Source organism: Aeromonas sp. 61P, assembly GCF_051919545.1.
Taxonomy (GTDB): domain Bacteria; phylum Pseudomonadota; class Gammaproteobacteria; order Enterobacterales; family Aeromonadaceae; genus Aeromonas; species Aeromonas veronii.
On record NZ_JBQBEL010000001.1, the window covers coordinates 2,857,855 to 2,870,891 of the forward strand.

General features: G+C 61.5%; 11 protein-coding genes and 1 pseudogene. 3 read left to right on the forward strand and 9 right to left on the reverse strand.

The window, feature by feature from the left end:
- Positions 1-29 precede the first annotated feature (29 nt).
- From phnW to phnX, 3 genes are read left to right on the forward strand one after another with little or no spacing between them, the layout of a single operon-like run.
- Positions 30-1,172, forward strand: coding sequence for a 2-aminoethylphosphonate--pyruvate transaminase (gene phnW / locus ACTG2O_RS13520; RefSeq protein ID WP_439976019.1), 1,143 nt, complete (start codon positions 30-32; stop codon positions 1,170-1,172).
- Positions 1,169-2,608 carry an aspartate aminotransferase family protein gene (locus ACTG2O_RS13525; protein ID WP_439976021.1) on the forward strand — a complete coding sequence of 480 codons (1,440 nt, stop codon included), beginning with the start codon at positions 1,169-1,171 and terminating at the stop codon, positions 2,606-2,608. The genes phnW and ACTG2O_RS13525 overlap by 4 nt, the downstream gene beginning before the upstream one ends.
- A complete protein-coding gene (gene phnX, locus ACTG2O_RS13530) occupies positions 2,601-3,440 on the forward strand; it encodes a phosphonoacetaldehyde hydrolase (protein WP_439976023.1) in 840 nt (279 codons plus the stop codon). Before ACTG2O_RS13525 ends, phnX begins: the two co-directional genes overlap by 8 nt.
- Before the next feature lie 98 nt (positions 3,441-3,538).
- Here phnX and ACTG2O_RS13535 read toward each other — a convergent pair whose 3' ends face one another.
- From ACTG2O_RS13535 to nrfA, 9 genes and pseudogenes are all read right to left on the reverse strand, one after another.
- Entirely contained in the window at positions 3,539-3,991 is a 453-nt protein-coding gene (locus ACTG2O_RS13535) for an NUDIX hydrolase (protein WP_439976025.1), read from the reverse strand.
- Between the two features lie 54 nt (positions 3,992-4,045).
- On the reverse strand, positions 4,046-4,675 hold the full coding sequence (locus ACTG2O_RS13540; RefSeq protein WP_043824168.1) for a DUF2268 domain-containing putative Zn-dependent protease: 630 nt from the start codon (positions 4,673-4,675) through the stop codon (positions 4,046-4,048).
- Positions 4,676-4,766: 91 nt separating this feature from the next.
- Positions 4,767-5,972, reverse strand: coding sequence for a heme lyase NrfEFG subunit NrfF (nrfF, locus tag ACTG2O_RS13545; RefSeq protein WP_439976027.1), 1,206 nt, complete (start codon positions 5,970-5,972; stop codon positions 4,767-4,769).
- Positions 5,969-6,571: a DsbE family thiol:disulfide interchange protein gene (locus ACTG2O_RS13550; RefSeq protein ID WP_439976029.1), complete on the reverse strand. Its 603-nt coding sequence runs from the start codon at positions 6,569-6,571 to the stop codon at positions 5,969-5,971. Before ACTG2O_RS13550 ends, nrfF begins: the two co-directional genes overlap by 4 nt.
- A pseudogene (nrfE, locus tag ACTG2O_RS13555) lies at positions 6,568-8,534 on the reverse strand (heme lyase NrfEFG subunit NrfE). Before nrfE ends, ACTG2O_RS13550 begins: the two are co-directional and overlap by 4 nt.
- 294 nt (positions 8,535-8,828) lie before the next feature.
- Positions 8,829-9,782 (reverse strand): cytochrome c nitrite reductase subunit NrfD, encoded by a 954-nt coding sequence (nrfD, locus tag ACTG2O_RS13560; RefSeq protein WP_439976031.1) that lies wholly within the window; start codon positions 9,780-9,782, stop codon positions 8,829-8,831.
- An 87-nt stretch (positions 9,783-9,869) separates the two neighbouring features.
- Positions 9,870-10,550 carry a cytochrome c nitrite reductase Fe-S protein gene (gene nrfC / locus ACTG2O_RS13565; protein ID WP_439976033.1) on the reverse strand — a complete coding sequence of 227 codons (681 nt, stop codon included), beginning with the start codon at positions 10,548-10,550 and terminating at the stop codon, positions 9,870-9,872.
- A complete protein-coding gene (gene nrfB / locus ACTG2O_RS13570) occupies positions 10,547-11,146 on the reverse strand; it encodes a cytochrome c nitrite reductase pentaheme subunit (protein ID WP_439976035.1) in 600 nt (199 codons plus the stop codon). The genes nrfC and nrfB overlap by 4 nt, the downstream gene beginning before the upstream one ends.
- A gap of 51 nt (positions 11,147-11,197) precedes the next feature.
- A complete protein-coding gene (gene nrfA, locus ACTG2O_RS13575; protein ID WP_439976036.1) occupies positions 11,198-12,634 on the reverse strand; it encodes an ammonia-forming nitrite reductase cytochrome c552 subunit in 1,437 nt (478 codons plus the stop codon).
- Positions 12,635-13,037 lie beyond the last annotated feature (403 nt).

Below are 13,037 nucleotides of genomic sequence, written 5' to 3' on the forward strand. Positions count from 1 at the left end.
TCTGGTATATACCAAAAAGGAGCGAAGTCATGACCCATATTCCTGTGGCCCCCGCCGCCGTCGATTACCTGCTGCTGACCCCGGGCCCCCTCTCGACTACCGCGACGGTGCGCGCCGCCATGCTGCAAGACAGCTGTACCTGGGATGCGGACTACAACCAGGGTGTGGTGGAGCCCATCCGCCGCGAGCTGGTGCGGCTGGCCACTGGCCCGGAATATCAAAGCGACTACAGCACCGTGCTGCTGCAGGGCAGCGGCAGCTATGTGGTGGAGAGCGTGCTGGGCTCGGCGATAGGTGTCGATGAGTGTCTGCTGATCATCAACAACGGCGCCTACGGTGCCCGCATGGGGGAGATGGCCCGCTGCCTTGGCCTGCGTCACCACGAGCTCGACTGCGGCGAGACAACCCGCCCCGAACCCGCCGCCATCGAGGCGATGTTGGCACGCCACCCCGAGATCACCCATCTGGCCATGGTGCACTGCGAGACCACTACCGGCATGCTCAATCCGCTGGAGGAGGTGGCCGAGCTCTGCCAGCGCCGCGGCATTCGCCTTATCGTCGATGCCATGAGCAGCTTTGGTGGCATCCCCATCGACATGGGGCGCCTTGGCATCGAGTTTCTCATCAGCTCGGCCAACAAGTGCATTCAGGGGGTGCCGGGTTTTGGCTTCGTCATCGCCCGCCGCGCTGCGCTCACGGCCTGCGCCGGTCGCGCCCGCTCTGTCTCCCTCGACCTGCACGCCCAGTGGCAGACCATGGAGCAGCAGGGGGGCAAGTGGCGCTTTACCTCGCCCACCCATACCGTACTCGCCTTTGCCCAGGCGCTGCGCGAGCTGGATGAAGAGGGGGGCATTGCCGCCCGCCATCAGCGCTACAGCGAGAACCAGCGCACCCTGGTGGATGGCATGGCTGCCCTCGGCTTTGCGCCGCTGCTGCCAGAAAAATGGCAATCCCCCATCATCACCGCCTTCTACTCTCCGGCCCACCCTGACTACCGCTTCGCCGATTTCTACCAGCGGCTCAAGGCGCAGGGCTTTGTCATCTACCCGGGCAAGGTCTCCCAAGCCGATTGCTTCCGTATCGGCAATATCGGCGACGTGACCCCTGAGCGGGTGCGCGATCTGCTCGCCGCCATGGCCAGCGCCTGCTATTGGCAAGGGGACGCGCGATGACCAGCATGCTGGCTCAGGGTCGTGATCTGCGTGGCCGCGATTTGCATGACCATAAGCTGCACGGCAGCGGCCGCGCCGATAGCGAAGGGGATATCAACCTTGGCGAGGGGCGGGCGCGTTGGTGGGCTGACCAGAGCGAGGCGGTGCAGGCGGGATTGGCGGAGGATAGCCGCTACTTCCTCCATCAGGCACTCTCCACCCCCTGTCTGGATTTGATCGAGGGGGCGCAGGGGAGCTGGTTGACCAGTGTATCGGGCAAGCGTTACCTCGATTTTCACGGCAACAGCGTTCATCAGCTGGGTCACGGTCACCCCAGGGTGGTGGCCGCGGTGCAGCAGCAACTCGCCGATCTGCCGTTTGCACCCCGCCGCTACACCCATCAGGTTGCCATCGACTGCGCCCGTACCCTGGCCGAGCTGGCTCCCGGCGATCTCAACCGGGTGCTGTTCGCCCCCGGCGGTAGCGAGGTGGTGGGGATTGCCCTGAAGCTCGCCCGTTTCATCACCGGCAACAGCAAGGTGGTGTCGCTCTGGGATGCCTTTCACGGCGCCTCCCTCGATGCCATCTCGGTCGGCGGTGAAGCCTGTTTTCGCGCCGGCATGGGCCCCTTGATGGCCGGAGTGGAGCGCATTCCGCCTCCCACCCGCTATCGCGGTGTCTGGTATCGCGGGGAGAGGGATGATGTGCACTACGCCGATTATCTGGAGTTCGTCATCGAGAAGGAGGGAGGGATCGGCGCCTTTATTGCCGAACCTATCCGCAACACCGATGTGCAGGTGCCCTCGAAGGCCTACTGGCAGCGGGTGCGGGAGATCTGCGATCGCCACAAGGTGCTGCTGATCGTCGACGAGATCCCCAATGCCCTGGGCCGCACCGGCCACTGGTTCAGCTTTGAAGAGTTCGGCATCGAACCCGACATCATCTGTCTGGGCAAGGGGTTGGGGGGCGGGGTGGTGCCGTTTGCCGCGCTCATTACCCGCGACCGTTTCAATCAGGCCGCAGCTATTTCGCTCGGTCACTACACCCACGAGAAGAGCCCTATCGGCTGCGCGGCGGCCCTCGCCACTATAGAGACAATCCGCGAAGCTGGATTGCTGGCAAAAGCGCAGGAGGATGGCCGTTTTATGGCGGCCGAGCTCGGCAAGTTGGCTAAGCGTCACCCGCTGATCGGGCAGGTGCGCGGTATCGGTATGCTTTGGGCGCTCGATCTGGTGGTCGATCACCAGAGTCGCACCCGCAACAGCCAGGCCGCCGAGCGGCTGCTCTACCGTTGTCTGGAGCTGGGGCTCAGCTTCAAGGTCTCCCAAGGGAACGTCATCCAGCTCTCGCCCCCACTCAATATCGCCCGCGCTGATCTGGTGCGCGCTATCACCATTCTCGATCGCGCCCTCGGCGAGATCGCACTTTCACCGAAACAGGAACACCACCATGACTGACTTGCAGATTGTTGTAGACCCGATCACCGACGTAGAGGCGCTGATCCTCGACTGGGCCGGTACCGTCGTCGATTTTGGCTCCTTCGCCCCCACCTCCATCTTCGTCGAGGCCTTCGCCCGCGCCTATGACTTTCCCGTGACCCTGGATGAGGCGCGCCAGCCTATGGGCCTTGGCAAGTGGGATCATATCGCCGCGCTGGGCCGTCTGCCTTCGGTGGATGCGCGCTGGCAGGCTCGCTTTGGCCACCCCATGAGCCACGCCGAGGTGGACCACATTTATCACACCTTTATGCCGCTGCAGATTGCCGCCGTGACCCGCTTTGCCGCCCCCATCCCCGGTGTGCTGCCGGTGCTGGACGCTTTGCGGGTGCAGGGGATGAAAATCGGCTCCTGCTCCGGTTATCCCCGTCCTGTGATGGAGGCGCTGGTACCTGCTGCGGCCGATCACGGCTACCGCCCGGATCACTGGGTCGCCACCGACGATCTCAAGGCTGGTGGTCGCCCCGGTCCCTGGATGGCGCTGGCCAACGTAATTGAGCTGGGAGTGAGCGCGGTGCATCGCTGCATCAAGGTGGATGACGCCGTGCCGGGTATCTGCGAAGGGCTTAACGCGGGCATGTGGACGGTGGGATTGTCGGTCTCCGGCAACGAATTTGGTGCCACTTGGGAAGAGTTTGCCGCCATGAGCGAGGCGGAAATCGCCGCCCGGCGCGCACCGGCCGAGGCCAAACTGCGGGCGGCGGGGGCACACTATGTGATTGATACCCTGGCCGACATCGCCCCGGTTATCGCCGATATCAACCGCCGTCTGGCGGCTGGCGATCAGCCGTAGGCCATCGGCGTGGTCTAACAAAAGCGCTTGGCTGGCTTTAGATATAACACGCCCCCATCTGGGGGCGTGTTGCATTTACAGGGGGAAGCCGTGCGCGGTCAGCAGATATCGACCCGCATCAGGGGAGAGGGAGCATTGTCGACAAAATGGTGCCAGATATGGTCGTAGAGCGCCTTCTGGCCGGGGAAACTCACCAGCGCCTTGGCTTCGGCCAGGGAACACCAGCGATAGTCTGTGTGCTCATCGTTGAGGGCCACAGCCTGATTGGGCGGGCAATAGATCACAAAGACCGGCACCACCTCCACCGTATTCAAGCTCGCCTCGTAAAACTGTTCCAGATACTGGCCGTTGTAGAGTTCGGTGACCCGGATCCCCGTCTCTTCGCCAAACTCCCGAATAATGGTCTGCCAGCCGGTTTCACCCACCTCCACCGTGCCCGCCACATGGCACCAGAAGCCCCCCTTGACCCGTTTCATCACCAGCAATTTGTTTTCGCCATCGACAGTAGTAAGGGCAACGCCGGAGACGGCCTTGCAGCGAATGGGGATCATGATCTTCTCTCCGGGTTTGGGCTCTGTGATAGCCATGAACAGTGTGAAGGCGTGTTAATTGAAATACGCCTCGGCGGGCAGGCCCATGACCTCTATTTCATTCAGTCCATTTTTGGCCAGATAGTTGGCCACCAGATTGAACCCCACCCAGTAACCGGCATATTTGGGAAATGGCCGGTTATCACGGCAGTAGAAAAAGTCTAAAAAGTTGAACTGCTTGCTGGATAGATGGGGCGTCATCTCTGCCAGGAGCGATTGCCAGTCATGGTGATGAGACTCCTTGAACAGCGAGGGGAGGGTGCCGCCATTGAACCTCTGCTCAAAGTAGCAGGCCAGCCCTTCAAAAATCAGGTTTTCGGCCAGTGTTTCTGCTTCCACCTTGTTCTTCTTTTGCACTATATGGTGGACTTCGTGGGCCAGCACGGCAGGCAATTCGGTGATGATCACCTCTTTGATATCAGGCCGTTCCAGATCAAGCTGGAGTTCTATCCGATACATGTTGATGGCCCAGCCACCGATACCCGAGTCGGGAGCATCCCCCTCGGCAAAAGGGCTGAAGGTGACATCCAGTTGGGAGAGATCGAACAAGGCATTCAATTTGTGCGCCGTCTCGGCAAAGACATGCCTAATGGTGTCATCGAGCCCATCGAATTTGCCCGAGTCGTTTAACAGGGTGAGTTGCATCCAGACATCCTTGTCTATTGAAAGAGAGTGCTGAACCACTTGCGTGGTCGCGGCGCCATATCACCACGATTACCCTCCTTCAATCAAGGGGTTACCCGCCCATTATGCTTGCCGTCTGGATCGCCTCGATCAGCGCGGCCCGGTTGATGCGAGGGCGCTCGCCATCGAGCAGTTGCTGCCACAGGGCAATGGCCTGACTGTAGCGGCCATGCAGGAAGTGATCGGAGGCAAGCAGCATCAGGGCGCTCACTTCCCCCGCATCTTGCTTGAGGGCACTCTCCAGCAGGCGGGTTGCCTCGGGAGTCAGCTGTTGGCCCGCCTGATAGTAGAGCACGGTGGCTTGCGCGGCTTGAGTCGCCGCGCTAGCGCCCCCCTCCAACAGAGCGAGACGCTGGTAGGCGAGCAGGGCGTTGTCATATTCACCCCGATAGAGATAGAGCTGGCCGAGCGCCGCCCAGCTGTCGAGATCGGCGGGGCTGCGCTGAAGCTTCTGATGCAGACTCCCCAGCTCCTTGTCCTGCAGATCCCGCGGGCTCAACCCCGCCAGCGGATCAGGACGGGATGCATAATCCTGCCATGCCTGATAGCGGCCGGTGCCGAGATACACAGCGGCAACAGCCGCGATGGCCAAGAGGCCAAGCAGCAACAAGGCCCGCCCGTGCCGGTTATTGCGGCCGCGATTGTCATGCTGGCTGGCCAGTTGCGCACGCAGGGTCAGCTCAGCCGCCGGGATAGCGCTGGCCAGGCGGGCGGCGCTCAGCTCCCTGTAGAGTGGTTGGTCGGGGGAGAGGCCTGCCTGCTCCCCGTGCATGATCAGCAAATTCAATTCGCTGCGCGGATCGGCGGCGGGTTGATAGATTGACTCATCGATTGCCTTAACGACAGGGATGGGTTGCGCCTTAGTGCGTGTCAGGCCGCGAAACAGGGTCAACAGCGCCAGCCCCAACAGCAGCAGGGGACCGCCCCACAGCAGCGCCGTGCTGGCCTTTAAGGGGGGATCGTAGCGGACGAAATCGCCGAAGCGCTCCGTCATGCGGGCGATCACCTGCTCATCGCTCTGTCCCTCGTCCACCCAGCGGTAGACCTCTAGCCGCAGATCTCGGGCGATGGGGGAGTTGGATTCTACCAGATTCTGGTTCTGGCACTGGGGGCAGCGCAGGGCGCGGGCCAGCTCTTGCGCCCGATTTTGCAGCTCGGGGTGGCGAAACTGATAGGTATCGACCCCGCTGGAATATGCAGTTGCACTCAGCAGCATGCCGAGGGCCAGCAGGGCGCAGGCAAGAGAACGGCGCATCATGGCTGTGTCTCCCGAGCTGATGTTGCAATAGATGGCGCAATTGCGTGTGCCGTTGTCGCGGTCTTCATTTGCGCGTCAGCTCGCGCCTGGTCGAGCAGGGGGGCAAACTGACGTTGCCAGATCCCTTTGGTAAGCTCGCCGGTATGGCGGGCGAGCAGGGCACCATCGGCATCAAACAGATAGGTCTCTGGCGTGCCGTAGACGCCGAGCTCCAGCGCCAGTTTGCCGTCGGGGTCGGCCAGTACGGCGCGATAGGGGTTGCCCGCCTGGATAAGCCAGGCGCGGGCCGCATTCCCCTTGTCCCGGTAGTTGAGACCATAGAGGGGCACTGTGCCCGCGAGCTCGCTGAGCAACGGATGCTCGGCGCGGCAGTTGACGCACCAGCTGGCCCAGACGTTAAGGACAAAGGGCTCGCCCTTGAGGCTTGTGGTCTGGATCTGGCTCCCATCCAGCAGATTGTCGCTCTGCCACGCAGGCAGGGTACGTCCGAGCGTTGCCTCATCCTGGCTGTAGGGATTGTTGCCAAGGCCGAGCCAGAGCAGGATGCCGAGGCTCAGGGTCAGCAGCAGTGGAAGAAAGAGGCGCAGGCGGGATCTCATAACGCCTCCTGTTCGAGCCGGGGATGGGTGGTGCCAACCGCAACGGAACGGGAGGCTAGCAAAGGGCGACGGGCGAGCAGACGCAGGGCGCCGCCCGCCATCATCAACAGGCCGCCGAGCCAGATCCAGCGCACCAGCGGCTTGTAGTGCAGCCGCATGGCATAGGCATCTGGCCCCATCTTCTCACCCAGCACCACGTAGAGATCGCCGAGCATTCCCCACGCGATGCCGGGTTCGTTCATGTTCATAGTGCGCACGCTGTAGTGGCGCCGCTCAGGCGTCAGCCGCGCCACCTCTTTACCATTTTTGCGCACGCTAAGCGTGATCCGCTCGGCGGTATAGTTGGGGCCGATCACCGGCTCGCGCCCCTCATAGCGAAATTCGAACGCGCCGAGTTGGTAGGGTTGGTTGGCACTTAGCACAGTGCCTCCTTCCTGAATGTGGTGGCTCACCTGATTGATCCCGAGGGCGCACACCGCCACCCCGAGGTGGGCCAGCAAACTGCCGAACCGATTGAGGGTGAACTCGCGCAGCGACGTCGGTTCCAAGAGCGGGAGCAACAGGCTGGCCATCAGCCAGAGGCTCACCATATTGGCGAGGATGCCGCTCCAGCTACCGGAAAACGATCCCTGTTCCAGATAGGCAAGGCTAATGAGCCCGCCGCCAAGCAGGCCAAACAGCGGTGGCAACAGAGCGTTGAGTCGGGAATGTGGCGCAAGCTGCTGCCAGCGCAGGCGCGGCAGCTGGGTCATCAGTGCCATCAGGCAGAGGGCCAGCGGCACGAAGATGGTATTGAAATAGGGGGCGCCCACCGAGAGCGAGCCCAGATGGAGCGACTGGAACACCATGGGGTAGAAGGTGCCGAGCAGCACGCTGGCGCAGGCCACGCAGAGCAGCAGGATGGCGGCGCCGAGCAGCCCCTCTTTTGACAGCAAGCCAAAGCGGGCATAGGGGGCGCGAATGTCTGCGCGCAGGGCAAACAGGGTGAGGGCGCAGGTCAATAGCAAGCCGAGCAGTAACAAGAGGGTGAGGCCGCGGCTGGGGTCGACTGCAAAGGCGTGCACCGAGGTGAGCACTCCGGAGCGCACCACGAAGGTGCCGAGCAGGCTCAAGGCGAAGGTGAAGATGGAGAGCAACAGCACTGCGTGACCATAGGCACCGCGCTTCTCGCAGACAATCAGAGCGTGCAGCAGGGCAGTGCCCAGCAGCCAGGGCAAGAGGGAGGCATTTTCTACCGGATCCCAGAACCACCAGCCGCCCCAGCCCAGTTCGTTATAGGCCCACCAGGAGCCCAGCACGATGCCGGCGGTGAGAAACACCCAGGAGCCGAGCGCCCAGGGGCGGCTCCAGTGGGCCACAGCGCCATCGAGCCGACCCGAGTGCAGCGCCGCCATGGCGAAGGCGAAGTTGACCGCAAAGCCGACGTAACCGAGATAGAGCAGGGGCGGGTGGATGATGAGGCCGATGTCCTGCAGCATGGGATTGAGATCGCGCCCCTCCAGCGGTCCCGGGAACTGGCGGTCAAACGGGCTGGAGAAGATCAGGGTATAGAGACCGAACAGCCCGACGATCAGCCCCATGATGGCCAGTACCCGGGCTGTGATCAGTGGATCGACCCGCTTGGAGCAAAGGGCCACTAGGGCGCCCCACAGCCCCAACGCAAAGACGAAAAAGAGCATGGAGCCCTCGTGGCCGCCCCATACCGCCGCCAGCTTGAAGCCCAGCGGCAGGGCGCTGTTGGCATGTTGGGCCACATAGACCAGGGTGAAGTCATCGAGGCTAAAACAGCTGGCGAGCAGCAGTAGGGCGGTCAACAGCAGGATGGCATTGATCAGCGCCAGCGGCGTGGCGCAGCGCAGCAGAGTGGGGAGGCGAGCCGCAGCCCCAGCCAGGGCAGCAGCCCTTGCAGCAGGGCGAGCCCGGTCGCCAGCAATAGTGAGAGATAGCCGAGCTCCGCCAGCACACAACCTCCAGTCAATCATTCGTCTATGTTATGCCGCAGCGTCTGCACCGTACCGACGCTGGGGGATAACATCCACATTCCTGGCAACAACCAATCGCCACAAACAAGCGCCAGTCACCCGAAGGGCGGCTGGCGCTTATCTCCAGCTTTCAATAACCGGTTCACGATCCGTCGTGAGGGGTCGTCAGCAAGGTAAATAGCAGCGCAGAAACCGGAGTGTATGTGAATACATGAGGATTCCGAGCAGCACATGAGCCTTGATCACGGCCTAGCAACAGGAGCGTGAACCGGTTTTTAAACTACCGTCATTTGACCGGCATAAAGCACGAAGTAGCGCAGCAGCAGGATCCCCACCAGGGTCAGGCTGCAGACCAGCACCAGATGGCCGTTGCGCTCCCGCAGGGGCGCCGGGGTCAGCAGGGCCAGCAGCTGGGGCAGCAGCATGCCGATCCCCACCACCCCGAGCCAGAACACCTGAGCCCAGAAGCCGCTGCCGATGGCGGCCCACATGGCCACCTCTTTCTGGCCGCCACCAAAGTAGAGGCCGGTAAAGAAGCAGACCAGCAGCAGCACCTCCACCGCCAGCACCGGTCGCTCGAAGCGATGCACGAAGCTCACCCCCTGGCTGTGATGGTTCTCCTTGAAGAGCGTCACCGCCAGCAAGATGGTGGAGGCGATACCTGAGCTGATGCCCGAGACCAAAAACAGCACCGGCAGCACCGGGTTGTTCAAGAGCGGATAGGTCTTGAGCGCCGAGAGCAGAAAGCCGGTATAGGCCCCCAGCAGTACGGCGAGCAGCAGCAACAGCGGCGCCAGCAGCCGCTCGATGCGGGCGAGCCAGCCAATCAGCCCATCCACAAAAGCGAACTTCTTTTTCAGCAACCGGCTGCGCATTGTCTCGATCTCGGCCCGAAACACCACCGCCAGCCAGGCGAACAGCACCGCCATATAGAGCTGAAACAGCATGACCCCCATCGACATTACTGAGTCGAACTGGTAGTGGAACATCAGCTTCCAGAAGGTCCAGGGGCGGGCCAGATGGAAGATAAGGATCAGCAGCCCCAATATCACGCTCGCTGGCGCCAGAATGACGGTTGCTTTGATGATGCCGCTCTCGCTGCTTGCCCCCTTGCGGCGCAACAGCACAGAGAGGGTGGTGGCTCCGGCGGAGATGCCTAGCAGAAAGAGATAGATAGCGATCGGCCAGTCCCAGACAAGGGAAGGGAAGTGAAATGCGTCATGCAACATGATCCATTCCTCCCTCTGTTACTGCGGTAGATGGCGATCGGACAAATCCCCAGACAAGGGAGGGAAAATAAAATGCCGCTTGCATGGTCATGACGTTATCTCCCCTTTGGGCACGCGGTACATCTTGGGCGAGGTGCCAAGTGCCTGCTTGTAGCGATAGGTGGTCTCCTTCACCAGCCGTTTGGCGATGGGGCTGTCCGGATCATCCAGATTACCGAACACCAGCGCCTTGGTGGGGCAGGATTCCACGCACGCCGGCTCCTTGCCCGCCGCGAGGTTGGTCTTGCGGCAAAAGTCGCACTTGTCTGCCACTTGGGTCACAGGGTTGATAAAGCGCACCTGATAGGGGCAGGCGGCGAGGCAATACATGCAGCCGACGCAGAGATCCGCGTCGACATCGACGATGCCATCCTCCTTGCGAATATGGGAGGCGCCGGTCGGGCAGACGTGCACGCAGGGGGCGTTGTCGCAGTGCTGGCAGGACTTGCGAAAGAAGCGGTACTCGGCGTCGGGAAATTCCCCGACCGGGCCTGAGCGGATGATCTCGAGGCGCGAGACCCCTTCCGGCACCTTGTTGACCTCCCGGCAGGCGTCCATGCAGGCGGTGCAGCCGATGCAGGCCGTCTCATCGTGGATCATGCCATAGCGCACCCCGTCGATGGTCTGGCTGTGGGCGAGGGGGGTGGCAAGGGAGCGAGTCGACCCCGTCATCATGATAAGGGCCCCTGCGCCCATGCCCGCCATAAAGTCACGGCGAGAGCAGCTCATGATGCCTCCTTGCCGCTAGCCGGTTTGGACTGCTCCTGCCGGGCCTTGCTGGCCTCATGCTGCTTGCTGTGGCAGTCGACGCAGAGCTTGATGCGGGATTTTTCCGGGATCGCCACCATGGGCTCCTTGGCCGGATGCAACTGGTGGCAGCTGGTGCAGGTGAGCTTGGTGGCGTGCACGTCGTGGGCCCAGAGCGCCTCGCGCAGCTCTTTAGGCTCGTGGCAGCTCATGCAGACTCCATTCTGCTCGCTGATGGGATAAAGCTTGATGCTCTCTTTATCCTTCAGGCTGTGGCTGAAGCGCATCACATCCTTGACCCCTTCCCTGTGCTGGGGGGAGGGCTGGCCGTGGCAGTTGGTGCAGGTCACCGGCTTGAGGTTGTTGGGATTGGTCGCCTGACCATGCTTGCCGTGTATTCCCTCGCTCTGCTCCTTGTGACAGTCGGTGCAGGCCTTGTCGGGATTGCGTAAAAATTCCACCTCATGTGTAGCTGGTACAGGGGCTGCTGCCGGCTCGGCCGCCTGACCCTGCAGGCTGGTGAGCAGCATGGCTGCCATCAGCATCAGTCGTAAAAAATCCATCGTTAAATCACCCATAGAAAGCTTCCATCTGCTGCGGGCCTGGTCTGGCCGGGCCCGCAGGCGCCGTTACTGTGCCAGCCGTCCGGCCGCTTTGGCCTCGGCATCCCAGGCGGGGACCGTGGTCTTGAGGAACTGGGCCTTGTCGCTGTTGAACTGCTTCATATCCATGCCAAGGGCCGCTTGCGCTTTCTCCTTGGTGGAGATGTCGGGGATGGCGATTTCGTGGCTGATCCCCTTGCTGGCCAACAGGCGTGCCAGCTTGGTGCGGGCGTCAGCGGCTTTATCCAGCGCGCTGCCAAGTACCTTGAGGGCCACTTCGGGGGCGTGCATCTGCACCCCGTGGGAGGCGATGGCGTAGTCCCAGCGCCACTGGGCGTGACGGATGTCCTGCAGAATATCCTTCATCTCTGCCTCGGTGGCGCCGGCATCCCAGGCCGCCTTGGCTTCAAAGTGGGCGTGTACCAGCTGCTTCTCGACCTTCAGCTTGGTTTCGATCACCGCCTCTTTGCGCTGCTTGACGACCCCTTGCAGCATCTCCTTGCTCTGGGTGTGGCAGTTGCGGCAGGTCTGCTCGAAACGATCGAAGGGGTTACCCACCTTGTGATCGGTGTAGACCTTGCCCTGCTCGTTCTGCACCTTGGGCATGTGACAATCGACACAGGCGACGTTGTTCTGGCCGTGAATGCCGGCGCGCCAGGTTTCGTACTCGGGGTGCTGGGCTTTCAGCATGGGGGTTTTGGAGAGGGCATGAGTCCAGTCGGCAAAGCCGATTTCATCGTAATAGGCCTCCATCTGCTCAACCGTGGTGCCCTTGTCCCAGGGGAATTTGACCGCCTTGGTGGGGCCGCTGAAGTAGTATTCCACGTGGCACTGGCCGCACACCTGGGACTGCTGATCAAAGCGCCCCTGCTCCTTGAACGGCTTGCCGATGGCGGTCATGGCCCGATCGGCATAGGGACGGGAGAGGTGCAGGGCCGGTTTACCCTCCTTGAACTCCTTCGAGGCGGTGTCGTGGCAGTCGGCGCAGCCAATGGTGTTGACTACTTCCGGCCCACCTTTTGCCCACATCCCCTTGAAGTAGCCATCCTCACCCTTCTCGTCGATGACGCGGGCCACATCCGGGCCTTTGCAGCTCCAGCAGGCCATTGGCAGGGGGCCATCTTCGGCTGTCTTGGGGGCGCCGGTACGCAGGGTTTCGCGCACATCGGTCAGGGCATAGAAGTGACCGCGCGGCTTGTTGTAATCCTTGGCGAAGGGGTAACCGCCCCACAGCACCACCATGTTGGGATCTTCCGCCAGCGCGTCGGTGCGTTCCTTGCTTTCGCTGGTGGCTTGCCAGCTGGTGAACTGATCGGCGTGATCCTTGGCGAACAGCTCGCTGCGCGCCTCTATCTTGCCCTTGGTGGTTGCGTCATCAGCCAGTGCCCAGCCGCAGGTGCCAAGCCAGCTGGTCAGCAGCAGGGCGGCGAGGCCCAGTTTGATATGCCTGTGTTGTGAACCCACGTTTATCACTCCCAGATAAATGTTTTGGTCTCGTCTGACCCGTTCCATCTTGGTGTGGATCTTCTCCCCGTCGGGCGGGGTGGGCAGACATTCGCTTGCGGGTGAATAAAACCGCGCAATATATGATTGCTCGAGGGTTACCCTAACAAATAGGTAAATTTAATGATGATTTATCGGAGGGAGAGTTGTGCCAGATCAATTGGTGCACAGGATTGATCGCTGAAATGAGATCTGGATTAAATTTTATGGAAACTCAACTTCTTGTTAACTGCCGAGCATTCGATGGCAGGCGTTTGATCGATACAGCTACGTACAGGCACTTTTTGCTGCTGATCCTGATTGCTGCCGTATTGTTCACATATTCTGGCAATATCTTATGCTAATAATTGACTGAATATGCAAA

What these genes read in the sequence shown, in the direction of transcription:
- ACTG2O_RS13550 (WP_439976029.1), bottom strand. Translation starts at nt 6,571, where the DNA reads ATGAGATCCCGCCTGCGCCTCTTTCTTCCACTGCTGCTGACCCTGAGC.
- nrfF (WP_439976027.1), bottom strand. Translation starts at nt 5,972, where the DNA reads ATGATGCGCCGTTCTCTTGCCTGCGCCCTGCTGGCCCTCGGCATGCTG.
- phnW (WP_439976019.1), top strand. Translation starts at nt 30, where the DNA reads ATGACCCATATTCCTGTGGCCCCCGCCGCCGTCGATTACCTGCTGCTG.
- nrfD (WP_439976031.1), bottom strand. Translation starts at nt 9,782, where the DNA reads ATGTTGCATGACGCATTTCACTTCCCTTCCCTTGTCTGGGACTGGCCG.
- ACTG2O_RS13535 (WP_439976025.1), bottom strand. Translation starts at nt 3,991, where the DNA reads ATGATCCCCATTCGCTGCAAGGCCGTCTCCGGCGTTGCCCTTACTACT.
- phnX (WP_439976023.1), top strand. Translation starts at nt 2,601, where the DNA reads ATGACTGACTTGCAGATTGTTGTAGACCCGATCACCGACGTAGAGGCG.
- ACTG2O_RS13540 (WP_043824168.1), bottom strand. Translation starts at nt 4,675, where the DNA reads ATGCAACTCACCCTGTTAAACGACTCGGGCAAATTCGATGGGCTCGAT.
- nrfC (WP_439976033.1), bottom strand. Translation starts at nt 10,550, where the DNA reads ATGAGCTGCTCTCGCCGTGACTTTATGGCGGGCATGGGCGCAGGGGCC.
- nrfB (WP_439976035.1), bottom strand. Translation starts at nt 11,146, where the DNA reads ATGGGTGATTTAACGATGGATTTTTTACGACTGATGCTGATGGCAGCC.
- ACTG2O_RS13525 (WP_439976021.1), top strand. Translation starts at nt 1,169, where the DNA reads ATGACCAGCATGCTGGCTCAGGGTCGTGATCTGCGTGGCCGCGATTTG.